25 protein-coding genes are annotated in these 22,390 nt (G+C 72.3%); 17 read left to right on the forward strand and 8 right to left on the reverse strand.

What is annotated here, in order from left to right:
* Positions 1–28 precede the first annotated feature (28 nt).
* Positions 29–838: an enoyl-CoA hydratase-related protein gene (locus KBX71_RS27895; protein WP_210820780.1), complete on the reverse strand. Its 810-nt coding sequence runs from the start codon at positions 836–838 to the stop codon at positions 29–31.
* Positions 839–857: 19 nt separating this feature from the next.
* On the opposite strand from KBX71_RS27895, the gene hemW reads away from it, so the two are divergent.
* Positions 858–2,081, forward strand: coding sequence for a radical SAM family heme chaperone HemW (gene hemW / locus KBX71_RS27900; RefSeq protein ID WP_210820803.1), 1,224 nt, complete (start codon positions 858–860; stop codon positions 2,079–2,081).
* 67 nt (positions 2,082–2,148) lie between these two features.
* Here the strand turns inward: hemW and KBX71_RS27905 are convergent, their stop codons facing one another.
* On the reverse strand, positions 2,149–2,775 hold the full coding sequence (locus tag KBX71_RS27905; protein WP_210820782.1) for a DUF4870 domain-containing protein: 627 nt from the start codon (positions 2,773–2,775) through the stop codon (positions 2,149–2,151).
* Positions 2,776–3,000: 225 nt separating this feature from the next.
* On the opposite strand from KBX71_RS27905, the gene hrcA reads away from it, so the two are divergent.
* The 3 genes from hrcA to KBX71_RS27920 all read left to right on the forward strand — a co-directional run bounded on the left by hrcA (position 3,001) and on the right by KBX71_RS27920 (position 5,980).
* Positions 3,001–4,023 carry a heat-inducible transcriptional repressor HrcA gene (gene hrcA, locus KBX71_RS27910; RefSeq protein WP_124820437.1) on the forward strand — a complete coding sequence of 341 codons (1,023 nt, stop codon included), beginning with the start codon at positions 3,001–3,003 and terminating at the stop codon, positions 4,021–4,023.
* Between the two features lie 75 nt (positions 4,024–4,098).
* Entirely contained in the window at positions 4,099–5,244 is a 1,146-nt protein-coding gene (gene dnaJ, locus KBX71_RS27915) for a molecular chaperone DnaJ (RefSeq protein WP_181518639.1), read from the forward strand.
* Position 5,245: 1 nt separating this feature from the next.
* Positions 5,246–5,980: a 16S rRNA (uracil(1498)-N(3))-methyltransferase gene (locus KBX71_RS27920; protein ID WP_210820784.1), complete on the forward strand. Its 735-nt coding sequence runs from the start codon at positions 5,246–5,248 to the stop codon at positions 5,978–5,980.
* A gap of 87 nt (positions 5,981–6,067) precedes the next feature.
* Here the strand turns inward: KBX71_RS27920 and KBX71_RS27925 are convergent, their stop codons facing one another.
* Positions 6,068–6,829, reverse strand: coding sequence for an SDR family NAD(P)-dependent oxidoreductase (locus KBX71_RS27925; protein ID WP_210820786.1), 762 nt, complete (start codon positions 6,827–6,829; stop codon positions 6,068–6,070).
* A 47-nt stretch (positions 6,830–6,876) separates the two neighbouring features.
* On the opposite strand from KBX71_RS27925, the gene KBX71_RS27930 reads away from it, so the two are divergent.
* From KBX71_RS27930 to era, 7 genes are all read left to right on the forward strand, one after another.
* Positions 6,877–7,236 (forward strand): histidine triad nucleotide-binding protein, encoded by a 360-nt coding sequence (locus tag KBX71_RS27930; protein ID WP_196929941.1) that lies wholly within the window; start codon positions 6,877–6,879, stop codon positions 7,234–7,236.
* Complete coding sequence (locus KBX71_RS27935; RefSeq protein ID WP_210820787.1) at positions 7,233–8,630, forward strand: serine hydrolase; 1,398 nt, start codon at positions 7,233–7,235, stop codon at positions 8,628–8,630. The genes KBX71_RS27930 and KBX71_RS27935 overlap by 4 nt, the downstream gene beginning before the upstream one ends.
* Before the next feature lie 131 nt (positions 8,631–8,761).
* Positions 8,762–9,820, forward strand: coding sequence for a PhoH family protein (locus KBX71_RS27940; protein WP_210820789.1), 1,059 nt, complete (start codon positions 8,762–8,764; stop codon positions 9,818–9,820).
* Between the two features lie 15 nt (positions 9,821–9,835).
* Positions 9,836–10,309 carry an rRNA maturation RNase YbeY gene (gene ybeY, locus KBX71_RS27945; RefSeq protein WP_030336457.1) on the forward strand — a complete coding sequence of 158 codons (474 nt, stop codon included), beginning with the start codon at positions 9,836–9,838 and terminating at the stop codon, positions 10,307–10,309.
* Entirely contained in the window at positions 10,285–11,709 is a 1,425-nt protein-coding gene (locus tag KBX71_RS27950) for a hemolysin family protein (RefSeq protein WP_210820804.1), read from the forward strand. Before ybeY ends, KBX71_RS27950 begins: the two co-directional genes overlap by 25 nt.
* Positions 11,702–12,088, forward strand: coding sequence for a cytidine deaminase (locus tag KBX71_RS27955; RefSeq protein WP_124820423.1), 387 nt, complete (start codon positions 11,702–11,704; stop codon positions 12,086–12,088). Before KBX71_RS27950 ends, KBX71_RS27955 begins: the two co-directional genes overlap by 8 nt.
* A gap of 5 nt (positions 12,089–12,093) precedes the next feature.
* Entirely contained in the window at positions 12,094–12,990 is an 897-nt protein-coding gene (gene era / locus KBX71_RS27960) for a GTPase Era (protein WP_374102655.1), read from the forward strand.
* An 80-nt stretch (positions 12,991–13,070) separates the two neighbouring features.
* Here the strand turns inward: era and KBX71_RS27965 are convergent, their stop codons facing one another.
* Complete coding sequence (locus KBX71_RS27965; protein WP_210820793.1) at positions 13,071–13,880, reverse strand: DUF4097 family beta strand repeat-containing protein; 810 nt, start codon at positions 13,878–13,880, stop codon at positions 13,071–13,073.
* 102 nt (positions 13,881–13,982) lie between these two features.
* On the opposite strand from KBX71_RS27965, the gene recO reads away from it, so the two are divergent.
* The 5 genes from recO to KBX71_RS27990 all read left to right on the forward strand — a co-directional run bounded on the left by recO (position 13,983) and on the right by KBX71_RS27990 (position 17,069).
* The gene (gene recO / locus KBX71_RS27970) at positions 13,983–14,849 is read left to right on the forward strand and encodes a DNA repair protein RecO (RefSeq protein ID WP_196929946.1); all 867 of its coding nucleotides are present in this window, start codon (positions 13,983–13,985) and stop codon (positions 14,847–14,849) included.
* Positions 14,850–14,853: 4 nt separating this feature from the next.
* The gene (locus KBX71_RS27975; RefSeq protein ID WP_210820794.1) at positions 14,854–15,666 is read left to right on the forward strand and encodes an isoprenyl transferase; all 813 of its coding nucleotides are present in this window, start codon (positions 14,854–14,856) and stop codon (positions 15,664–15,666) included.
* Between the two features lie 71 nt (positions 15,667–15,737).
* Positions 15,738–15,923 carry a hypothetical protein gene (locus KBX71_RS27980; protein WP_124820420.1) on the forward strand — a complete coding sequence of 62 codons (186 nt, stop codon included), beginning with the start codon at positions 15,738–15,740 and terminating at the stop codon, positions 15,921–15,923.
* A gap of 160 nt (positions 15,924–16,083) precedes the next feature.
* Positions 16,084–16,311: a thioredoxin reductase gene (locus tag KBX71_RS27985; protein WP_124815173.1), complete on the forward strand. Its 228-nt coding sequence runs from the start codon at positions 16,084–16,086 to the stop codon at positions 16,309–16,311.
* A complete protein-coding gene (locus tag KBX71_RS27990) occupies positions 16,308–17,069 on the forward strand; it encodes a pirin-like bicupin family protein (RefSeq protein ID WP_210820797.1) in 762 nt (253 codons plus the stop codon). Before KBX71_RS27985 ends, KBX71_RS27990 begins: the two co-directional genes overlap by 4 nt.
* A 113-nt stretch (positions 17,070–17,182) precedes the next feature.
* Here the strand turns inward: KBX71_RS27990 and gndA are convergent, their stop codons facing one another.
* On the reverse strand, positions 17,183–18,625 hold the full coding sequence (gene gndA, locus KBX71_RS27995) for an NADP-dependent phosphogluconate dehydrogenase (protein WP_210820799.1): 1,443 nt from the start codon (positions 18,623–18,625) through the stop codon (positions 17,183–17,185).
* Positions 18,626–18,814: 189 nt separating this feature from the next.
* Positions 18,815–19,111 carry a thiamine-binding protein gene (locus tag KBX71_RS28000; RefSeq protein WP_196929949.1) on the reverse strand — a complete coding sequence of 99 codons (297 nt, stop codon included), beginning with the start codon at positions 19,109–19,111 and terminating at the stop codon, positions 18,815–18,817.
* Positions 19,112–19,401: 290 nt separating this feature from the next.
* Between KBX71_RS28000 and KBX71_RS28005 the strand changes: the two genes are divergently transcribed.
* Complete coding sequence (locus tag KBX71_RS28005; RefSeq protein WP_247684244.1) at positions 19,402–19,809, forward strand: hypothetical protein; 408 nt, start codon at positions 19,402–19,404, stop codon at positions 19,807–19,809.
* Positions 19,810–20,151: 342 nt separating this feature from the next.
* Here KBX71_RS28005 and KBX71_RS28010 read toward each other — a convergent pair whose 3' ends face one another.
* Together KBX71_RS28010 and KBX71_RS28015 are read right to left on the reverse strand one after the other, a co-directional pair.
* Positions 20,152–20,952: an energy-coupling factor transporter transmembrane protein EcfT gene (locus KBX71_RS28010; protein ID WP_210820800.1), complete on the reverse strand. Its 801-nt coding sequence runs from the start codon at positions 20,950–20,952 to the stop codon at positions 20,152–20,154.
* Positions 20,949–22,379 (reverse strand): ABC transporter ATP-binding protein, encoded by a 1,431-nt coding sequence (locus KBX71_RS28015; RefSeq protein WP_210820806.1) that lies wholly within the window; start codon positions 22,377–22,379, stop codon positions 20,949–20,951. The genes KBX71_RS28010 and KBX71_RS28015 overlap by 4 nt, the downstream gene beginning before the upstream one ends.
* Between the last annotated feature and the right edge of the window lie 11 nt (positions 22,380–22,390).

Consider the following 22,390-nt stretch of genomic DNA (forward strand, 5'->3'; position numbering starts at 1 on the left):
TCAACCTGCCGACCGGCGACCTTCGGTCCTACCCGGCATGATCAGCGGGACCACCGTCGAGAGCGGCCACCCATCGAGTCAATCGTTTGTCCCGGAACGCGGTGACCCCCTCGCGCCCCTCGTCGGACAGGAAGTAGCCGGTCGAGACGGCGGACAGCCGGGCCAGGCCGGCGCGCAACTCGGCGGTACCCGGTCGGCGCAGCAACTCCTTCGCGCCGGCCAACGCCCCGGGCGCGCCGCGCACCAATGAGTCGCAGTAGCCCCGTACCGCGTCGTCCAGCCCGTCCGCCGGGACCGAGGCCGTGACCAGGCCGATCTCGGCGGCCCGGCGACCGTCGAAGGTGTCCCCGGTCAGGTACAGCTCGGCGGCGGCGCGGGGGTGCAGCCGGGGCAGCACGGTCGCCGAGATCACCGCCGGGATCACCCCGATGCGTACCTCGGTGAACGCGAAGGTCGCCTCGTCGGCGCAGACCGCCAGGTCGGCGGCGGCGATCAGGCCCAGACCACCGGCCCGCGCCGGCCCGCCGACCCGGGCCAGCACCGGCTTCGGGCACTCCCAGAGCGCCGCGAGCACGTCGCCCAGCATCCCGGCCGGCACCGTCCCGCTGGCGTACGCCGCGGCGGTCTCCTTCAGGTCCGCGCCCGAGCAGAAGACCGGGCCGGTGTGGTCGAGCACGATCACTCGGACCGCCTCGTCGGCGACCGCGTCCGCCAGTCCGGCCAGCAGCTGGGTCATCAGGCCGGTCGAGAGGGCGTTGCGGTTGTGCGGGCTGTTCAGGGTGAGGGTGGTCACCCCACGGGCCGTGGCGACCCGCACGAGGACGTCGGGAGAGGTCATGCCGGGCACACTAGTGGCCATGCCCGGCGTCCTTCCAGATGGTGAGACCGTCCCCGTCGACGGATCGTTGCCCGCCACCGCCACCACGGCGGTCGGCGCGCGCGGCTTCGGCGTGTACGTGCACGTCCCGTTCTGCGCGAGCCGCTGCGGTTACTGCGACTTCAACACCTACACCGCCTCCGAACTGGGCGGCGGCGCCAGCCGCGAGGGGTACGCCGACACCGTCCTGGCCGAGCTGACGCTCGCCGCCCGGGTGCTCGGCGACAACCCGCCGCCCCGGGTCGACACCGTCTTCGTCGGCGGCGGCACGCCCACCCTGCTCCCCGCCGACGACCTGGCCCGCATCCTCGACGGCATCGACCGCACCTGGGGGCTGGCCGCCGACGCCGAGGTGACCACCGAGGCCAACCCCGAGTCGGTCACTCCGGAATCGTTGAAGCTGCTGCGGGCCGCCGGCTACACCCGGATCTCGCTGGGCATGCAGTCCGCCTCCCCGGGGGTGTTGGCGATCCTGGATCGCAAACACAGCGCCGGCCGGGCCACCGCCGCCGCCCTGGAGGCGCGCGACGCCGGGTTCGAGCACGTCAACCTGGACCTGATCTACGGCACCCCGGGGGAGCGGGCCGAGGACTTCGCCGCCTCGCTGGAGCAGGTCGTCGCCGCCGGGGTGGACCACGTCAGCGCGTACGCCCTGATCGTCGAGGACGGCACCCGGCTCGCGGCCCGGATGCGGCGCGGCGAGCTGGCGTACCCCAGTGACGACGTGGCCGCGGACCGCTACCTGGCCGCGGAGGCCGCGCTCGACGCGGCCGGTCTCTCCTGGTACGAGGTCTCCAACTGGGCCAGTACCGAGGAGGCCCGCTGCCGGCACAACCTGCTCTACTGGACCGGCGCGGACTGGTGGGGGCTGGGGCCGGGGGCGCACAGCCACGTCGGTGGGGTGCGCTGGTGGAACGTGAAACACCCCTCGGCGTACGCCCAGCGGTTGGCCGCCGGCGCGTCTCCCGGTCTGGCCCGGGAGGTGCTCACTGTCGACGAGGCGCACATGGAGGACGTGATGCTCCGGCTGCGGCTGGCCAGCGGCCTCCCGCTGGCGGTGCTCGACGCCACCGGCCGGGCCGGCGCCGAGCGGGCGCTGGCCGACGGGCTGCTGGCCGCCGACGAGTACGCCGCCGGCCGGGCGGTGCTCACCCTGCGCGGGCGGTTGCTCGCCGACGCGGTCGTCCGCGACCTGCTGCCCTGAGTGGCCCGCTGCCCCCGGACCGGGGGCAGCGGTGTTCCAGACCGGCCGGGGGAGCGGCCGGCCCGGTTCACTTGATGAAGTTGGCAGTCATCGGGTAGCGGTACGGGGTGCCCTCGTTGGCCTTCACGCCGGCGATGATCCCGAACAGGATCTGGATCACCACGACGGCGATGCTGGGCAGGAAGAGCAGGCACCAGCTCACGAAGAGCAGCACGAACGCGATGACCGACCAGAGGATCTGGAAGTTCAGGGCGGCGAGGGCCTGTGCCCGGACGGTCGGCGACTGCTGGCCGCGGGTCAGGTAGGCGATGAGCGGGGCGACGAAGCCCAGCGGACCGAAGCTGACCAGTGCGCCGAGGGCGCCGCCGAAGTGCGCGACGAGCGACCAGGTCTTGTCCTCGTTGTTGGAGTAGCCGCCACCGGGGCCGCCGTAGGCCCCACCGGCCGGGTAACCGCCGGGTGGGGGATAGCCCCCGGGCGGCGGATAGCCGCCTGCCGGAGGGTAGCCGCCTGACGGCGGTTGGTCACCGGTGGGCGGCGGATAGCCACCGGCCGGGGGATAGCCGGCCGGGCCGGGTGCCCCGGACAGTGGTGCGGTGGGCGGCTCGGACGACGGGAACGGGCCTGGGGAGGTGGGCTCCGGCGGGTAGTTGCCGGGGTCGCCCGACCCGGGAGGGCGAGGAGGTTCAGTCATGGATGTCACGGTAAGGGCCGGTGGCAACGCCGCACCAGAGCGACACCGCCCCGCCGTGCGGGCCGATCAGCCCAACGGGGTGGCGTGGGCCGCACCGACAGGTGGTCGTTGATCATCGCGTCGGCGGGCCTGCCGACGTAGACTGGCACTCGTTACAGTCGAGTGCCAGGACGGCCCGGCCGGCCCACGGGCCCGGCGGCCGACGTGCGACAGGAGGTGCGGAGGATGGGTCTCGACGACCGGAAACTCGCAGTGCTCCGCGCCATCGTCGAAGACTACGTCTCCACCCAGGAGCCGGTCGGCAGCAAGGCGCTGGTCGAGCGGCACCAGCTCGGGGTCTCCCCGGCCACGGTCCGCAACGACATGGCCGTGCTGGAGGAGGAGGGCTACATCCGGCAGCCGCACACAAGTGCCGGCCGGGTGCCCACCGACCGCGGCTACCGCCTCTTCGTCGACCGGTTGTCCCGGGTCAAGCCGCTCAGCCCGGCCGAGCGCCGGGCCATCGAGCGCTTCCTGGTCGGTGCCGTCGACCTCGACGACGTGGTGCACCGCACGGTGCGGCTGCTCGCCCAGCTGACCCGCCAGGTCGCCGTCGTGCAGTACCCGAGCCTGGCCCGTTCCTCGGTGCGTCACCTGGAGCTGGTGCCGATCTCCACGACCCGGCTGATGCTCGTCATGATCGCCGACACCGGGCGGGTGGAGCAGCGGCTCGTGGAGCTGCCCGGCCCGGTGCCCGCCGACGACGTCATGGACCTGCGCCGGCTGATCAACGAGAAGCTCGCCAACGCCCGGCTGTCCGAGACGCCGCCGTTGGTGCAGGCGCTGGTCGAGGAAGCGCCGACCGGGCTGCGCCCGACCATGACCACGCTCGCCACCGTCCTGCTGGAGACACTTGTCGAGCGGCACGAGGAACGGATCGCGCTCGCCGGCACCGCCAACCTCACCCGGGGCGGCCTGCTCGACTTCCAGGGCTCCCTGCGGCCGATCCTCGAGGCACTGGAGGAGGAGGTCGTGCTGCTCAAGCTCATCGGTGAGACCGAGCCGAGCACGACCCGGGTGCTGATCGGCGACGAGAACGAGTTCGACAACCTGCGCGCCGCCTCGGTGGTCAGCACCGGGTACGGCCCGGGTGCCACGATCGTCGGCGGCCTGGGGGTGCTGGGGCCCACCCGGATGGACTACCCCGGCAATATCGCCACGGTGCGCGCCGTGGCACGCTACGTGGGCGAGTTGCTGGCCCAGAACTGATTGGTCAGGGCCGATGCGGCCGGCTGCGGCCGCCGACCGGCGCAACGCGAGACGAACATGAGGACACGGAACGCAGTGGCCAGGGACTACTACGGCATTCTCGGTGTGAGCCGGGAAGCCTCCGATGACGAGATCAAGCGCGCCTACCGCAAGCTGGCGCGCCAGTTCCACCCGGACGTCAATCCGGACCCGGAGGCTCAGGAGAAGTTCAAGGACATCAACGCCGCGTACGAGGTCCTCTCGGACGACCGGAAGCGGCAGATCGTCGACCTGGGTGGCGACCCGCTCGCCCCTGGTGGCGGCGGCGCCGGAGGTCCGGGCGGCCCCGGAGGCGCCGGTCCGTTCGTCGGTTTCCAGGACATCATGGACGCGTTCTTCGGCGGTGCGGGAGGTGGCGCCCGTGGCCCACGGCCGCGTACCCGCCCGGGCGCCGACGCGATCCTGCGACTCGAACTCGACCTGCACGAGACGGCGTTCGGCGTCGAGGCCCCGATCACCGTGGACACCGCGGTGCTCTGCACCACCTGCTCGGGCGCCGGCACGGCCGCCGGCACGCACCTGGCGACCTGCGAGGCGTGCGGCGGCCGGGGCGAGGTGCAGTCAGTGCAGCGCACCTTCCTCGGCCAGGTGGTCTCCGCCCGGCCGTGCACCGTGTGCCAGGGCTACGGCACCACCATCCCGCACCCCTGCCCCACCTGCGCCGGCGACGGTCGGGTTCGTACCCGCCGCTCGCTGACCGTCAAGATCCCGGCCGGCGTCGAGGACGGCATGCGGATCCGGCTGGCCCAGCAGGGCGAGGTGGGCCCCGGTGGCGGCACCGCCGGTGACCTCTACGTGGAGATCCACGAGCGCCCGCACGACGTGTACTCCCGCAAGGGCGACGACCTGCACTGCCGGGTCACCGTGCCGATGACGGCGGCGGCGCTGGGCACCCGGCTGACCATCAAGACGCTGGACAGCGAGGAGACCGTCGACGTCAAGGCCGGCACCCAGCCGGCCAGCACGCTACGACTGCGCGCCCGGGGCGTGCCGCACCTGCGCGGCACCGGCCGAGGCGACCTCTACGTGCACCTGGACGTGCGGACTCCCACCAAGCTCGACCCGGACCAGGAGAAGATGCTGCGCGACTTCGCCAAGACCCGTGGTGAGGAGGTCGCCGAGCTGTCCAAGCAGGGCGGCTTCTTCTCCCGGATGCGCGACGCGTTCAACGGGCACGCCTGAGGTGTCCGCACCGCTGTTCCTGGTCGAGGCGCTGCCCACCGGCGACGCGCTGACCCTGGACGGCCCGGAGGGGCACCACGCCGCCACCGTGCAGCGGCTGCGCGTCGGCGAGGAGTTGCTGCTCGCCGACGGGCGGGGTGGCACGGCCACCGCCGTGGTCAGGGCCGTCGGCCGGGGCACCCTGGAGGTCACCATCACCTCCCGGGGGTACGCGGACGCGCCGGTCCCCCGGATCGCGGTGGTGCAGGGCATCGCCAAGGGCGACCGGGGCGAGCTGGCCGTGCAGGCGATGACCGAGGTCGGGGTGGACGAGATCGTGCCCTGGGCGGCCTCACGTTCGGTGGCGCAGTGGCGCGGCGACCGGGGCGTACGCGCCCGGGAGAAGTGGGTGGCCACCGCCCGGGAGGCGGCCAAGCAGGCCCGCCGGCCGTGGCTGCCGGTGGTGGCCGGTGCGCCGGACGAGTCCACAGCCACTGTGGCCCGCCGGATCGCCGGTGCCGCCGCCGGGTTCGTGCTGCACGAGGAGGCCGAAGAACGGCTCACCACCGCCGAGCTGCCCTCCGCCGGTGAGATCGTTCTGGTGGTCGGCCCGGAGGGTGGCATCGCCCCGGCCGAGCTGACCGCCTTCGCCGAGGCCGGCGGGCGACCCGTACGCCTCGGGCCGGCCGTGCTGCGCACCTCCACCGCCGGGGTGGCGGCCCTCAGCGTGCTAGCTACCCGCCTCAACCGCTGGTAGCCCCACGCCGCGCATCCTCATCGAGATCTTGGAAGGAAACGGCCCCTCCAGGGGCGCCTTCTTTCCAAGGTCTTGTCGGAGTCGGCTTCAGCTGCGCAGGTAGGAGGCGCCGTTGAGGTCGACGATCGTGCCGGAGGCCCACTCGGCCTGCGGTGAGGCCAGCCAGTGCACGGCGGCGGCGATCTCCTCCGGTTGGCCCACCCGGTCGAACGGGCTCTGCGCCCGGATGGCCGCGCCCCGCTCGCCGCGCAGGTGCTCGGTGGTCATGTCGGTCGCCACGAAGCCCGGCGCGACTGTGGCGACAGTGATGCCGTACGGCGCGAGCGCCACGGCGAGGGACTGGCCCAGCGCGTTCAGTCCCGCCTTGCTGGCGCCGTACGCCGGCTGTTCCGGCTCGCCGCGGAACGCGCCACGGGACGAGACGTTGACGATCCGCCCGCCGCGTTCGCGCATGTGCTGGGCGGCGCACCAGGTGACGTTGCCGGCGCCGGTCAGGTTGGTCTCCAGCACCTGCCGCCAGCGCTGCTGCCACTGCTCGTACGAGGTGCCGAAGATCGGGTGCGGGTCGTCGCGGTCGCCGTACGTCCCGGCGTTGTTGACAAGCACGTCCAACCCGCCGAGCAGCTCGGCGGCCCGGTCGACCATGACCCGGACCGCGTCCGGATCGGTGAGGTCGGCGCGGACCACCACGTGCCCGTCGCCGGGCAGCTGCGCGCTTAGTTCCTCGGCCGCGTCGGCGGAGTCGCGGTGGTGGATCGCCACCCGGTCGCCGCCGGCCGCGAACGCCTTCGCCACCGCACGGCCGATCCCGCGCGAGGCCCCGGTCACCAGTACCGCCCGATCCGTCATGCCGGCCATCCTGCCTCAGCCGCACCCGGTGTCCTTACACTGCCCCGATGGGATCCGACTGCCTGTTCTGCCGCATCGTCGCCGGGGAGATCCCGGCCACAGTGGTCCGGGAGACCGACACCACCCTCGCCTTCCGCGACATCGACCCGAAGGCGCCGGTGCACGTCCTGGTCATTCCGAAGGAGCACTACGCCGACGTCGCCACCCTCGCCCAGGGTGACCCGGCGCTGGCCGCCGACGTGCTGGCGACGGCCGCCGCCGTGGCCGAGGACGAGGGCCTGCTCGGCGACGGTTTCCGGCTGATGTTCAACACCGGCGCGTACGGCGGGCAGGAGGTGTTCCACGCGCACGCGCACCTGCTCGGTGGTGCGCCGCTCGGGCCGATGCTCGCCCGGAACCTCGCGTGACCCCAGGTGCGGCGCCCGACGTCCGGGCGGATGAGCACCTGGGGCGGTTGGTCCGGCGGGTGCAGGCCGAAGCCCGGGTGCCGGCGGTGTCGGCGGCGCTGCACCGGGCCGACCGACCGCTCTGGACCTGCACCGTCGGTGCGACCGGCACCGACAGCCCGTTGGGGCCGGGCACCCAGTTCCGGATCGGCTCGGTCACCAAGACGTTCACCGCGGTGCTGGTCCTCCAGTGCCGCGACGACGGGCTGCTGGACCTGGACGACCCGGTGGGCCGGCACCTGGACCTCCCGGCGCACGGCGACCTGACCGTGCGCCGGTTGCTGTCGCACACCGCTGGCCTGCAACGTGAGCCGTTCGGCGACATCTGGGACAGTCTGCGCGCACCGGACGCCGACCAACTGGTCGCGGAGCTGGACCGGGCCGAGCGGGTGCTGCCGACCGGCCGGCGGTTCCACTACTCCAACCTGGGTCTGGCCGTGCTCGGCCAACTCGTCGCCCGGCTCCGCGGCGGAGGCTGGGCCCAGGCACTCATCGAGCGGATCCTGACGCCGCTGGGGCTGACCGACACCACAGTGACCCCACGGCCGACGGCGGCCACCGGCTTCCTGGTCGACGCGTACTCCGACGAGGCGCACCCGGAGCCGCCGACCGACTTCGGCGCGGTCGGCCCGGCCGCCCAGCTCTGGAGCACCGCTACCGACATGGCCCGCTGGGCGGCGTTCCTGGCCGACCCGGCGGCGCTGGACCCGGCCGGCGCGGTCCTCGCCCCGGCCACCCTGGACGAGATGCGCTGGCCGCTGACCACCACCGACGAGACGCTCTGGGGCGCGGGCTTCGGGCTCGGGCTGATCCTGATCCCACAGGGGGAACGGGTGATGCACGTGGGGCACGACGGGGCGATGCCCGGGTTCCTCGCCGGGGCGTACGGCCGCCGCGGTGGTGACGGCACGCCCGGCGCGATGGGCGCGGCTGTGCTCGGCTCGTCCGGCACGGCGACCGAACTGTTCGACCTGTCGCACCGGCTGCTCGCCGCGGCGGTCGAGCACGACCCGGCCGAGATCGAGCCCTGGCGACCCGGCGCACCCGCGCCGGCGGTCCTGCGGGGTGCGCTCGGCCGTTGGTGGGGCGAGGGCTCCGAGTACGTCTTCTCCTGGCACGACGGCACCCTGCGGGCGCGCGGGGTCGGTGACCCGGCCGGACGGCCGCCGGCGATCTTCACCCCGTTGCCGGACCAGCCGGACGTGTTCCGCGTGGTCTCCGGTCGGGAGGTCGGCGAGCTGCTGCGGCTGACCCGGGACGAGGCCGGCGCGGTGGTCCGGATGCACTGGGCGACGTACCGGTTCACCCGCCACCAGGAGACCTTCGACAGGTACGACTTCCGGGCCGGGAGTTGATCGCGGCCAGCGGAAATGGGCGAGATGCGGCAGGCGTTCAACCGATACGATGGGTGTAACGTCCGCACGCCAGGCCACCAGGCCGGCGCCGAGATCGAGAGCAGGTGGCGCAGGGCCCTTCGGCCCAACCTATGACCGGCACCCCACCTCCCGGCCCGCCCCGGGTGCAGACCAAGATCACCGTGCCCGACCCGAAGATCATGGTCAATCTGCTCGGCGCAGGCGACGAGATCCTCAGACTCGTCGAACGCTCGGTCACCAGTGACGTGCACGTCCGCGGCAACGAGATCACCATCACCGGTGACCCTGCGGACAACGCCCTCGCCGAGCGGGTCTTCAGCGAGCTCCTCGAACTCATCGAGAAAGGCGAGACCCTGACCACTGACGCCGTCCGGCGTACCGTCGGCATGCTCGAAGAGGGCAGCGCCGAGCGGCCCGCCGAGGTCCTGACACTCAACATCCTCTCCCGGCGCGGGCGCACCATCCGCCCCAAGACTCTCGGGCAGAAAAAGTACGTCGACGCGATCGACACCCACACCATCGTCTTCGGCATCGGCCCGGCCGGCACCGGAAAGACCTACCTGGCGATGGCGAAGGCCGTCCAGGCGTTGCAGGCCAAGCAGGTCAACCGGATCATCCTCACCCGGCCGGCGGTCGAGGCGGGCGAGCGACTGGGCTTCCTGCCCGGCACGCTCAACGACAAGATCGACCCGTACCTGCGCCCGCTCTACGACGCGCTGCACGAGATGCTCGACCCGGAGACGATCCCGAAGCTGATGGCCCAGGGGACGATCGAGGTCGCCCCGCTGGCCTACATGCGGGGCCGTACGCTCTCTGACGCGTTCATCATCCTGGACGAGGCGCAGAACACGACGCCCGAGCAGATGAAGATGTTCCTCACCCGACTCGGCTTCAACTCCAAGATCGTCGTCACCGGTGACATCACCCAGGTGGACCTTCCCGGCGGGACGAGCAGCGGCCTGCGGGTGGTTCGGGAGATCCTGGAAAACGTCGAGGATGTGCACTTCTCCCAGTTGTCCAGCTCCGACGTGGTCCGCCACCAGCTGGTCGGGGAGATCGTCGACGCGTACGCCCGCTGGGACGCCGAGCGGGAGAACCAGCAGGCGCAGGGCGTTCACGCCGTGCCCGGGCGACCCGCCCAGGGCGGCCGGGCCGCCCGCCGCCGCTAAAGCAGAGGAAAGCAGTTGTCCATCGAGATCGCCAACGAGTCCGGTGTCGACGTCGACACCGACGCCGTGCTCGCCGTCGCCCGGCACGCCCTCGACGAGATGGGGGTCAACCCCCTCGCCGAGCTGTCCGTGTTGCTGGTCGACATCGACTACATGACCGAGCTGAACCACCGCTGGATGGGTGGCGACGGCCCGACCGACGTGCTCGCGTTCCCCATGGACGAGGGCAGTGTCGACCACGGTCCGGGTGAGTCCGCACCGGCCGGCGGCGAGCCCGCCCTGCTCGGCGACATCGTGCTCTGCCCGGAGGTGGCGGCCAAGCAGGCGGCGACCGCCGGGCACGCGTCGGCCGACGAGCTGCACCTGCTCACCGTGCACGGGGTGCTCCACCTGCTCGGTTACGACCACGCGGAGCCGGAGGAGGAGCGGGAGATGTTCGCACTCCAGGCCCGACTGCTGGCGAGCTGGCGGTCGACCCGCACCCAGTGATGTCCACACCTCCGTTACTCGCGGCCGGCGCCACCGCCGGCCTACCCGACTTCCAGCTGATCGTCTTCGCGGCCGGCCTTGTGGTGTTGGCCGGCCTGATCGCGATGACCGAGGCGGCCCTCGCCGCGGTCTCACCGGCCCGAGCCGCCGAGCTGGCCCGCGACGGCGTGCGCGGCGCCCGTACCCTCCAGGTCGTCGCCGGTGACGTCGTCCGGCACCTCAACCTGCTCCTGCTGTTGCGGCTGCTCGCCGAGCTGACCGCCACCACGCTGGTGGCGCTCGTGGCGGTGGACAGCTTCGGCGCCGGCTGGCGGGCCGCGCTGGTGACCGCCGGCGCGATGACGGTGGTCAGCTTCGTGGTGGTGGGCGTCGCCCCGCGCACCATCGGCCGGCAGCACGCCTACGCCGTGGGTCGTGCCGTGGCGCCGCTGGTCCGCTGGCTGGGCCGGGCGCTCAACCCGCTCGCGTCGTTGCTGATCCTGATCGGCAACGCGGTCACCCCGGGGCGCGGCTTCCGGGAAGGCCCGTTCGCCACTCAGGTGGAGCTGCGGGAGCTGGTCGACCTGGCCGAGCAGCGCGGCGTGGTCGAGCACGGCGAGCGCCAGATGATCCACTCCGTCTTCGCGCTGGGCGACACCATCGCCCGTGAGGTGATGGTGCCGCGTACCGAGATGGTGTGGATCGAGGAGGGCAAGACGCTCGCGCAGGCGCTGGCGCTCTTCCTGCGGTCCGGTTTCTCCCGCATCCCGGTGATCGGCGAGAGCGTCGACGACGTGCTGGGTGTGCTCTACCTCAAGGACCTGATCCGGCGCTCCCGTGGCGGGGACCCGATGGCCGAGCAGTTGCCGGTGGCCGAGCTGATGCGCCCGGCGACCTTCGTACCGGAGTCCAAGCCGGTCGACGACCTGCTGTCCGAGATGCAGGCGGCCCGCAACCACCTGGTCATCGTGGTCGACGAGTACGGCGGCACCGGCGGTCTGGTCACCATCGAGGACATCCTGGAGGAGATCGTCGGTGAGATCACCGACGAGTACGATGTCGAGCGCCCGCCCGTCGAACGTCTGGCGGACTCCTCGGTGCGGGTGACCGCTCGCCTGCCGGTGGAGAACCTTGGCGAGATGTTCGACACCGACCTGCCCACCGACGAGGTGGAGACGGTCGGCGGCCTGCTCGCCCAGTCGCTGGGGAGGGTGCCGATCCCGGGCGCCGAGGCCGAGGTCGCCGGTCTCCGCCTGGTCGCCGAGGGCACCACCGGCCGGCGCAACCGGATCGACACCGTCCTGGTCAGCCGGGTGGAGCCGGGCCATGAGCAGGACACCGCGGGGCGCGGCGAGCACGCCGGCCCCGGGGACGACACGGACAACTATCGAGACGACGAGAGGCAACCCGCCGATGCCTGACACACCCGCCGCGCCTGCCGCCCGGCCCACCCCCACCGCGTCGGGCGCGCTGAGCGCCGAGGACGGCAAGCTCGTCGTCCTGGCCCGGGGAGCCCGCGCGCGGGTCGGCGCCGTGGAGGGCGCCGCGGTCCGTGACCAGGACGGCCGGACGTACGCGGCGGCCAGTGTCGCGCTGCCGTCGCTGACGCTCACCGCGTTGCAGTTGGCTGTCGCTTCGGCAGTGGCGGCGGGGGCGAGTCGGCTGGAGGCCGCGGCGGTCGTGACCGAGGCGTCGACGCTGGACGGTGCCGGGCACGCGGCGGTGCGGGACCTCGCGGCGGACGCCCCGGTCCACGTGGCCGCTCCGGACGGCACGGTCCTCGGCACGGTGACCCAGTGAGCCCGGTGCAGGATCCGGAGGCGCGACCGTACCGGGCCGGGTTCGGTTGCTTCGTCGGTCGTCCCAACGCCGGCAAGTCGACGCTGACCAACGCCATCGTCGGCACCAAGATCGCGATTACCTCGAACAAGCCGCAGACCACCCGGCACGTCATCCGGGCGGTGCTGCACCGACCGGAGTCGCAGCTGGTCCTCGTCGACACGCCGGGCCTGCACCGTCCCCGTACGCTGCTCGGCGAACGTCTCAACGACCTGGTCCGGTCCACCTGGACCGAGGTCGACGTGATCGGCCTGTGCATCCCGGCCGACGAGCCGGTGGGGCGCGGCGACCGGTTCATCACCGGCGAGCTGGCCGAGTTGAAGGCGACAGTGCTGGCGGTGGTCACCAAGACCGACCTGGTGGACAAGCGCCGCCTGGCGGAGCAACTGCTCGCGGTCAGCAAGATGGGGGAGTTCGCCGAGATCGTGCCGGTGAGCGCCGTGTCCGGCCACCAGGTGGACACGCTCGTCGAGGTGATGACCAAGTACCTACCGCCGTCGCCGCAGCTCTACCCGGACGACATGCTCACCGACGACCCCGAGCAGGTGCTGGTCGCCGAGCTGATCCGGGAGGCCGCCCTGGAGGGGGTCCGCGACGAGCTGCCGCACTCCATCGCCGTGGTGGTGGAGGAGATGATCCCCGAGGGTCAGGTCATGAAGATCTACGCCGACCTGTACGTGGAGCGGCCCAGCCAGAAGGCGATCGTCCTCGGGCACAAGGCGAGTCGGCTCAAGGAGGTCGGCACCCAGGCCCGCAAGCAGATCGAGGAACTACTCGGCGGCCGGGTCTACCTCGACCTGCACGTCCGCGTCGCGAAGGATTGGCAGCGCGACCCGAGGCAACTGCGCAAGCTGGGCTTCTGACCCACCTCATGCACCGCTGCCCGACCGGAGGCACGACCGCCCTCGGTCGGGCAGCGGTGGACGATCAGCGAGCGTCGAGATCAACGCTCGCTGATCGTGAGGTTGCCGCTGTCGGCCGAACCGTCGAGCACCAGCGACGCCGCCGGGTCGTCGGTGACGGTGACGGTCTTGTCGCCGGAGTCGGCGTTGGACCGGACCCGGTAGCTGCCCGCCGGCACCACAAGCGTGACGTCACCGCTGGAGGCGTGGACCCGGGCCGAGGCGGGCTTGTCCAGTTCCACGTTGACATTGCCCGAGCTGGCCTCGGCGTCGACAGTGCCACCCAGCCGGCGTGCGGAGATGTCTCCGGACGAGGCGCGCAGCCGTACCGCCGCGGCGGCCTCGCTCACCTCGATGTTGCCGGAGCGAGCCTCCACCCCGACCGCGCCCGACGCACCAGAGATCCGCACGTCGCCCGAACTCACCTGTAGCTCCACCGTGCCGACCCGGCTCAGCTCGACATCGCCGGAGCTGGTCTCGCCCTGCACCGCCACACCCTCCGGCACCGTCACCTCGTAGGAGATGCTGCACCGCGAGCCACAGTCGGTGTCCAGCACCAGTTCGCTGCCCTTGATCTCGTAGCGGGTGTTGTCCGGTTCGCCGCCCTGGTAGCGCACCACCCGCTTGATCCGCACCTCGGACGCCGGGCCGGTGCCACGGACCACCACGTCGCCGGAGCCCCCGGAGACCCGGACCGTGGTGATCCGGACCGCCTCGGTGTTGTCGTAGTCGAGCCGACGGAACGACAGGTTGTCGCACCCGGCGAGCACGATGAGGGTGGTGGTGAGCCCTAGCGCGACGGGAGCGACGACGCGACGGCGGCGCGGGGTGGTGGTCAGGTGCAGTGCCATGACCAGCACGCTACGGCCGGGAACGAACTGGCCGCATCGGGGTTCAACCGCGCTTGCACCCCGAACCAACCCTGATTTCACACCCCGAGGGAGAATGGTCCGATGGCCGGGTATCGCCGACAGCTCTACCGCGACGACGCGGTGGTGCTGCGTGTGCAGAAGCTCGGCGAGTCCGACCGGATCATCACCCTGCTCACCCGCCGGCACGGCCGGCTGCGCGCCGTGGCGCGAGGGATCCGCCGCACCACCAGCAAGTTCGGCGCCCGACTGGAGCCGTTCGGCCACGTCGACCTCCAGCTCGCCGGTGACCCGAAGGGCAACCACGGCAGTTCACTGCACACCGTCAGCCAGGTCGAGGGCATCGACCTGTACGGCAAACGGTTCCTTGGCGACTATCCGCGCTACACGGCGGCAAGCGCGATCGCCGAGACCGCCGAGCGGCTGACCCCGGTGGAGCGGGAGCCGTCGCTGCGGCTGTTCCAGCTCACCATCGGCGCGCTGAAGGCGCTGTCCCGGGGCGAGCACGCCACCACCCTGGTGCTCGACGCGTACCTGCTGCGGGGGATGTCCCTGGCCGGCTGGGCGCCGGCGCTGGTCGCCTGCGCGGTCTGCGGCACGCCCGGGCGGCACCGGGCGTTCTCCGTACCGGCCGGCGGCGCGGTCTGCCCGGATTGTCGGCCACCCGGGGCGGCTCATCCCGCGCCGGCCACCATCGATCTGATGTCCGCGCTGGCCACCGGCGACTGGGTGATCGCCGACGCCACCGACACCGCCGTACGTCGGGAGTGCAGTGGGCTGGTCGCGGCTCACCTGCAGTGGCACCTGGAGCGCGCGCTACGCTCGCTGCCGCTGGTCGACCGGGGGCCCTCGGCGGCCGGCGCGGCCCCGCCGCCGCAAGGCACCGGGGCCGTGGTGCTCCGGCCACGTGGCGACGTCGAGGCCGGGGCGGACGGCGCGAACAGGGAGTGACCGAGTGATCCGATCGAAGAAGGCCGGCCGGCGTGAGCCGACGCCGCCGGTGTCACACCCGTCCGGGGCCCGACCGCCGGCGCTGCCCACCGAGGCCGTGCCGAAGCACGTGGCGGTGGTGATGGACGGCAACGGCCGCTGGGCCAAGGACCGCGGGCTGCCCCGCACCAAGGGGCACGAGGCCGGGGAGCACAGCCTCTTCGACACCATCGAGGGGGCCATCGAGATGGGCATCCCGTACCTGTCGGCGTACGCCTTCTCCACCGAGAACTGGCGGCGCTCGCCCGACGAGGTCCGGTTCCTGATGGGGTTCAACCGGGACGTGATCCGTCGCCGCCGTGACCAGCTGGTCGACCTCGGAGTACGGGTGGTGTGGTCGGGTCGGCCCGGTCGGCTGTGGAAGAGCGTCATCTCCGAGTTGCAGACCGCCGAGGAGATGTCCCGGGACAACTCGACGTTGACCCTGCAGTTCTGCGTCAACTACGGCGGGCAGGCCGAGATCGGTGACGCCGCCGCCGCGATCGCGCGGGACGTGGCGGCCGGCCGACTGGACCCGGCGAAGGTCACCGAGAAGACCGTGGCGAAGTACCTCTACCACCCGGAGATTCCGGAGGTTGACCTGTTCCTGCGCCCCTCCGGGGAGGAACGGATCTCCAACTTCCTGCTCTGGCAGACCGCGTACGCCGAGTTGGTCTTCCTGGACACGCTCTGGCCCGACTTCGACCGCCGCCACCTCTGGTATGCGTGCGAGCTGTACGCACAACGGGACCGACGCTTCGGCGGCGCGCTGCCCAACCCGGTCGCTCCGGTTATCTGAGCCGACGCGCTTACCCCCACGTCACTCTGGGTATCAGAGACGTCAGAAGCCACTGACGGAGGTGAACCCACATGATCCAGAAGCGCATTGCCCAGTGGGCGGTGATGGCGGTCGCGGTGCCGCTGGCCGCAGCCGGCGCCCGCCGGCTCAGCCACACCCTGGAGGCCCGGCGTGGTCCCTCCGGGGCAACCCGGTTGCTGACCAAGGGCGCGGACCTGATGCGTCCGCAGAAGGCCAAGCGCCGCCGCTTCTTCTGACCGACCCCAACCTGTCCCCGGCGCCGCCCGCACTCCTGTGCGGGCGGCGCCGTCGCATCCCCTCGGTGCCGAGGTGGGGTGGGTGCTGTCGTTTCGGGGTCCTGCGGAAGGGGGGCGGGTAGGGTCCGGAGGTGGTGGGACGACGGCGGTTGGGGTGGAAATGCGGGATCTCCGATTCAAGATGATCATGGCGTTGAACGCCGCCGATCTGGGCGACCCGATCTGCGAGCAGGTGGCCGAGATCTGCGCCGAGATCGCCGAGCAGCACTGCGCCGAGTTCGGCCACACACCGCAGCTGCGGACCGGTGAGATCTCCGAACTGGCCACCGGGGAACCGGCCCTGACCTGGGCGCCGTCGACCCCGGACGCCGGGCAGCGTGCCTGGTGACCGCCCCCGCGCCAGCTGTCGACATCCGTCGTGCCGATGATCGCTTCGCCACCCGGATCTCCTGGCTGGACTCCAAGCACTCCTTCTCGTTCTCCCGGCACTACGACCCGGCCAACACCCACCACGGCCTGCTGCTGGTCAACAACGACGACGTGGTCACACCGGGGGCCGGCTTCGAGACCCACCCGCACCAGGACATGGAGATCGTGACCTGGGTGCTGCGCGGTTCCCTGGTGCACCAGGACTCCACCGGGCACTCCGGGGTGATCTACCCGGGTCTGGCCCAGCGGATGAGCGCCGGCACCGGCATCCTGCACTCGGAGAAGAACGACGCCTGGCGGCTCAACAACCAGGAGCCGCACGCCGACCCGGTGCACTTCGTGCAGATGTGGGTGCTCCCCGACGAGCAGGGCGTCGACCCCGGCTACGAGCAGCTGGAGATCGAGGACGAGCTGCTCCGCGGCGGCCTGGTGCCGATCGCCTCCGGGATGGACCGCTACGACGGCGCGTCCGCGATCCGAATCCGAAACCGGTACGCGACCCTGCACGCCGCCCGTCTCGCCCCCGGCGACGAGGTCACCATCCCCGACGCGCCCTACGTGCACCTCTACGTGCCCAACGGCACTGTGAACCTGGAGGGCAGCGGCCCGCTCGGCAGTGGCGACGCCGCCCGACTCACCCTGACGGGTGGCCGGCGGGTCACCGCCGACGAACCCGCCGAGATCCTCGTCTGGGAGATGCACGCCACGGTCGCCTGACCGGCACCCGCGCGGGAACTGCCCCGAACACGGATGTGGTGGCCTCCCCACCGGGGGAAGACCACCACATCCAGGATCGAGCACGATCACGGCGGCGCGGGGCGCCGCCCCGGCTACGCCGGGGACTCGGTGCGGTCGGCGGCCCAGGTGGTGTGGAACGAACCCTCGCGGTCCACCCGCTGGTAGGTGTGCGCGCCGAAGTTGTCCCGCAGACCCTGGATCAGCGCGGCAGGCAGCCGCTCCGCCCGCAACGCGTCGAAGTACGCCAGCGACGACGAGAACGCCGGCGTCGGCACACCGGCCCGGGTCGCGTCGGCCACCACCCGCCGCCAGCTCGGCACGCCAGCGCTGACCGCCTCGGCGAAGTACGGCGCCACCAGCAGCGTCGGCAGGTCGGGCTGCTCGTCGTACGCCTCGCGGATGCGGTTGAGGAAGCGGGCCCGGATGATGCAGCCGCCCCGCCAGATCGTCGCGGTGCCGCCGAGGTCGATGTCCCAGTTGTATTCCTGGCTGCCCGCGCGGATGTGGTCGAAGCCCTGCGCGTACGCGACGATCTTGGAAGCGAGCAGTGCCCGACGGACGTCCTCGACGAAGGTCTCCCGGTCGGTGACCTGCCACTTCTCACCCGCGTCGGGGAACGCCCGGCGGGCCGCCTCACGCTGGTCGACGTGCCCGGAGAGCGAGCGGGCGAAGGTCGCCTCGGCGATCCCGGTGATCGGGATGCCCAGGTCCAGGGCGCTCTGCACGGTCCACCGACCGGTGCCCTTCTGCTCGGCCCGGTCCTGCACGACGTCCACGAAGGACCGGCCAGTCGCCGCGTCGGTGTGCGCGAGCACGTCGGCGGTGATCTCGATGAGGAACGACTCCAACTCGCCGTTGTTCCACTCGCGGAAGATCTCCGCGATCTCGGCCGGCGTCGCGTCCAGGCCGGCCCGGAGCAGGTCGTACGCCTCGGCGATGAGCTGCATGTCGGCGTACTCGATGCCGTTGTGCACCATCTTGACGAAGTGCCCGGCGCCGTCCGGCCCGACGTGCATGCAGCACGGCACCCCGTCCACCTGGGCGGCGATCTTCTCGAACATCGGCCCGAGCTTCGCGTACGACTCGGCGGAGCCGCCCGGCATGATGCTCGGCCCGAGCAGCGCGCCCTCCTCGCCGCCGGAGACGCCGGTGCCGCTGAAGTGCAGCCCCTGCGCCCGCAACGCCTCCTCACGGCGGCGGGTGTCGGCGAAGTGGGCGTTGCCACAGTCGACGATGATGTCGCCCTCGTCGAGCAGCGGCACCAACTCGTCGATCACCGCGTCGGTGGGCGCGCCGGCCTTCACCATCACGATGACCGCGCGGGGTCGTTCCAGTGACGCCACGAAATCGGCCATCGTCTCGCCCGGCACGAACGTGCCCTCGTCGCCGTGCTCGGCGACCAGGCTGCGGGTGCGCTCCGGCGAGCGGTTGTGCACTGCCACCGTGAAGCCGTTGCGGGCCAGGTTGCGGGCCACGTTTCGACCCATCACCGCCAGCCCGGTCACACCGATTTGTGCCCTCGCCTGATCAGCCATTCGTGCCGCCACCTCTCGTTCCACCACTATCAGCGTTTGGAAACTTACCGTGATGTGAGCCGATACGGACCAGTGATCGTCGTCCCGTTACTGCATGTGATGTGGACCTTGCCGATGGCGGTTCGGGCTCTCGACAGTGGCCGGTGAGCCCCGCGCGGGGAAACATGTCGTCATCCCCCGCCGCGCGCGTCAGCCTTCGGCGAGACGGGCTTCGATTCGGGCGATCTTCCCGGTGAGCGCGTCGGTGACCCCGGGCCGGACGTCGGCCTTGAGCACCACACTCACCCGGGGCGCCTGCGCGGCGACCACGTCGACAGCCCGCTTCACGACCGCCATCACCTCGTCCCACTCGCCCTCCACGGTGGTGAACATGGCATCGGTCCGGTTGGGCAGGCCGGACGCACGGACCACCCGCACCGCCTCGGCGACCAGGTCACCCACAGAGTCGTCACCACCGAGCGGGGTGATCGAGAACGCGATCAGCATGTGCCGATCGTGCCAGGAAAAACGGATGCGCGTCGGTCGGGCGGTGGCTACGGTACGAACATGCGTAACTGACGCCCCACTTCCGAGCCGGCCCGCCGTCCCGCGTCGCGGTCCGTGCGCTCCCGGGCGTCCCGCATCCCCTCCCCGCCGTTCGGCGGCGATGGCCCCGCCTGACACCGGTGAGCAGTCCCTTCCCCACTCGGCCGCCGCGCAACGGCGGTCACCAGCCGATCCGACCGACCGCCGCAGCGCGGGACCGGCCGTGCCGGTCGGCATTGAAGGAGGCCCGGATGCCTGCCAGGCGTAACCCGAAGAAGACCCGTACCCCGAGAGCGACGCCGCTCGGCGTCGACCCGGCGGCCGGCCACGGCCCGTTCCCACCCACCCGCCCCGACCTCGACCTCACGGTCGAAACGGTGCTGCCGGCGGCGCTGGTGGAGCCGGTCCTGCCGGCGGCGCTGGCCGAGCCGGCGCCGCCGGCGGTGCTGGTGGAGCCGGAATCTGTCCTGGGTGAGGTGGCGCCGCCGGTCGATGTGCCGGCAGCGGTCGACGCGCCGACGGTGGGAGATCTGCCCAAGCCAGCCGCACGACCGAAGGCACCGACAGCAGGGCCACCGCAGGGTGGCGGCAACCGCTCCGGTGGCGGCCGCAGCCAGCAGGCCGGCCAGGCCCGCCGCTACGCCTTCCGCCGCAGCTGATCGAGCCACCCGCCCCGCCCTGCCCTGCCCCGCCGGCCGGCCCCGCCGCGCCCCGGACCGCCCGGCCCCGCTGCGTCCCGCGATCTTGCACTTCCTGTCCTCGCATAAGCGGCATATCAGGATTAATCAACAACAGAAGTCGCAAGATCGGCGTGGGCGGGCGTGGGCGGGCGTGGGCGTGGGCGGCGGCGTGGGCCGGAGCGTGGGGGCGAGGGCCGGGCGAGGGCGTGGGTGGTGACAGCAACATCAGGGATGTAGTGGCCTCCATGGCGAGCGAGGCCACTACATCCCTGATGTTGTGTGGATCTTGGCCCAGCGGGGCCCAGCGGGGGGTGGGCGGGGTCAGCTGATCAGGGGGCGGAAGGTGCCTAGGAGGATGCTTGTGGTCAGGGCGGCTCCGGCCAGCACGAACGCCCCGGCGATGAGGAGGGCGTCGGCGGGGGTGAAGTGCTGCCGCCGGGCGACCGTACGCGGGGTGCCGGCGTCGAATCCGCGGGCGTCCATCGCCACGGCCAGCCGGGTGCCCCGGCGGATCGCCCCGACCAGCAGGGCGAACGCGGTGGAGGCGAACAGCCGCAGCTTGGCCACCGGATCGCGGCCGGCGTCCACCCCGCGCGCCCGGCGGGCCATGGTGATCATCTGCCACTCCTGGCCGAGGAGCGGCACCAGCCGGAACGCGGCCAGCGCCCCGATGGCGAAGCGGGCTGGGGCCTTCGTGTTCTGGATCAACGCGTCGGCCAGGTCGGTGGGGTCGGTGGTCGCGAAGACGATCACACCGGGCAGCGCCACCGCGAACACCCGCAGCACCAGGCCGAGCGCGGTCATCAGCACGCCGGTGCTCACCAGTACCGGCCCGGCGTCCAACAGGACCCGGCCGGACCTGTCGGCGGCGAACAGCACCAGGGTGACCAGGATGCCAGCGGCGCTGAGTAACAGTGGCCAGGCCCGCCTGGCCAGCACCCGGTAGCGGATGCCGAAGAGCGGCAGGACTGCCAGTTCGAGGGCGATGGCGATCGCCGGGGCCACCGGGTCCAGGGTCGCCAGCAGGGTGAATGAGAAGACCAGTGCGGCGGCGACCTTCGCCACCGGGTTGCGGCGGGCCAGCGGCGCGTCCGGCGCGGCGACCGGCTCGATGCTGATCATCGGTGGTCGTCCGTGCCGCGTCGCAGAGTGACGGTGCGGTCGGCGAGCGCGGCGACGAAGTCCGCGTCGTGGGTGACAGTGACCACGCCGTGCCCGGCGTCGCGCAGGTCGGCGAAGAGGTCGACCAGCTCCCGCCAGGTCCGCCGGTCCTGGCCGAAGGTGGGTTCGTCGCAGATCAGCAGGCGTGGCGCGGTGGCCAGGGCCGTCGCCACGCTCAGCCGCCGCGCCTCACCACCGGAGAGGGTGTACGGGTTGGCGGCGGCGAGCCGGGCCAGCCGCAGCCGGTCCAACAGGCCGGCCACCGTCTCCTTGACGACCGTCTCGGGTTGACCGGTGCGGCGCGGGCCGAGCGCCAGCTCGTCGAAGACCGTGCTGGTGACGAACTGGTGCTCCGGATCCTGGAAGACCGACCCGATCCGTCGGGCCAGCGCGGGTGCCCGCCAGCGGTGCGGGGGAGTGCGGTGGTCCGCGCCGGCCAACTCGGCGGACGCGGTGACCCGCCCGCTGCCCGGCCGGAGCAGACCGCCGAGCAGCAACGCCAGGGTGGACTTGCCGGCGCCGTTCGGTCCGCGTACGGCGAGCGCCTCACCGGCGCGTACCGCGAGATCGGTAGAGCCCAGCCGGGGCGGCAGGCCGAGCCGGTCGGCGGTGAGTAACAGCTCCCCGGGGCCGGCGGTGGCCGCTCGGGGCGCGATGGGGTGACCGGGCACCCAGACCCCCTCGGCGGCCAGGGCGGCACCGTGGGCGGCGAAGACCGCCTCGGGCGTGCCGTCCGCACGGACGCCGCTACCCGGTTCCAGGACGACCACCCGGTCGACCAGCGGCAGTGCCTCGGCGACCCGGTGTTCGACAAGGATCAGTGTGGTGTCGGCGTCCAGCGCGCCGGCCACCGCGTGCCGGACCAGGTCGGCGCCGGCCGGGTCGAGGTTGGCGGTCGGCTCGTCGAGCAGCAGCAGGGCGGGGCGCAGGGCCAGCGCGCCGGCCAGGGCGAGGCGTTGCTGTTCGCCGCCGGAGAGCGCCGCCGTGTGGCGGTCCCGGGGGTACGGGAAGCCGACCCGGTGCAGCGCCTCGTCCACCCGGGGCCAGATCTCGTCGGCCGGCACTCCCCGGTTCTCCAGCCCGAACGCGACGTCGTCGCCGCAGCGCGCCATCACCAGTTGGGTCTCCGGGTCCTGGAAGACGATGCCGACCCGTTCCCGCCCCTTGCGCGGGTCGAGCCCGTCGATCTCGACGGTGCCCTCCTGCTCGCCGGAGTCCTCGGGGAGCAGCCCGGCCAGCGCGCTGAGCAAAGTGCTCTTACCAGCGCCCGAGGGCCCAAGAAGCAAAACCCGCTCCCCAGCCTCAACCCGCAGGTCGACCCCGCGAACGGCCCAGGCGCGTCGCCCAGCGTGCCGCCACCCGAACCCCCGCAGCAAAACCCCGCCCACCAACCCACCCC

It is taken from the genome of Micromonospora sp. D93, from assembly GCF_018070365.1.
Classification (GTDB): domain Bacteria; phylum Actinomycetota; class Actinomycetes; order Mycobacteriales; family Micromonosporaceae; genus Micromonospora; species Micromonospora ureilytica.

Coding starts and splice junctions, on each gene's coding strand:
- KBX71_RS27895 (WP_210820780.1), bottom strand. CDS start 838: ATGACCTCTCCCGACGTCCTCGTGCGGGTCGCCACGGCCCGTGGGGTG.
- hemW (WP_210820803.1), top strand. CDS start 858: ATGCCCGGCGTCCTTCCAGATGGTGAGACCGTCCCCGTCGACGGATCG.
- KBX71_RS27905 (WP_210820782.1), bottom strand. CDS start 2,775: ATGACTGAACCTCCTCGCCCTCCCGGGTCGGGCGACCCCGGCAACTAC.
- hrcA (WP_124820437.1), top strand. CDS start 3,001: ATGGGTCTCGACGACCGGAAACTCGCAGTGCTCCGCGCCATCGTCGAA.
- KBX71_RS27925 (WP_210820786.1), bottom strand. CDS start 6,829: ATGACGGATCGGGCGGTACTGGTGACCGGGGCCTCGCGCGGGATCGGC.
- KBX71_RS27930 (WP_196929941.1), top strand. CDS start 6,877: ATGGGATCCGACTGCCTGTTCTGCCGCATCGTCGCCGGGGAGATCCCG.
- KBX71_RS27940 (WP_210820789.1), top strand. CDS start 8,762: ATGACCGGCACCCCACCTCCCGGCCCGCCCCGGGTGCAGACCAAGATC.
- KBX71_RS27955 (WP_124820423.1), top strand. CDS start 11,702: ATGCCTGACACACCCGCCGCGCCTGCCGCCCGGCCCACCCCCACCGCG.
- KBX71_RS27965 (WP_210820793.1), bottom strand. CDS start 13,880: ATGGCACTGCACCTGACCACCACCCCGCGCCGCCGTCGCGTCGTCGCT.
- recO (WP_196929946.1), top strand. CDS start 13,983: ATGGCCGGGTATCGCCGACAGCTCTACCGCGACGACGCGGTGGTGCTG.
- KBX71_RS27980 (WP_124820420.1), top strand. CDS start 15,738: ATGATCCAGAAGCGCATTGCCCAGTGGGCGGTGATGGCGGTCGCGGTG.
- KBX71_RS27985 (WP_124815173.1), top strand. CDS start 16,084: ATGCGGGATCTCCGATTCAAGATGATCATGGCGTTGAACGCCGCCGAT.
- gndA (WP_210820799.1), bottom strand. CDS start 18,625: ATGGCTGATCAGGCGAGGGCACAAATCGGTGTGACCGGGCTGGCGGTG.
- KBX71_RS28000 (WP_196929949.1), bottom strand. CDS start 19,111: ATGCTGATCGCGTTCTCGATCACCCCGCTCGGTGGTGACGACTCTGTG.
- KBX71_RS28005 (WP_247684244.1), top strand. CDS start 19,402: ATGCCTGCCAGGCGTAACCCGAAGAAGACCCGTACCCCGAGAGCGACG.
- KBX71_RS28010 (WP_210820800.1), bottom strand. CDS start 20,952: ATGATCAGCATCGAGCCGGTCGCCGCGCCGGACGCGCCGCTGGCCCGC.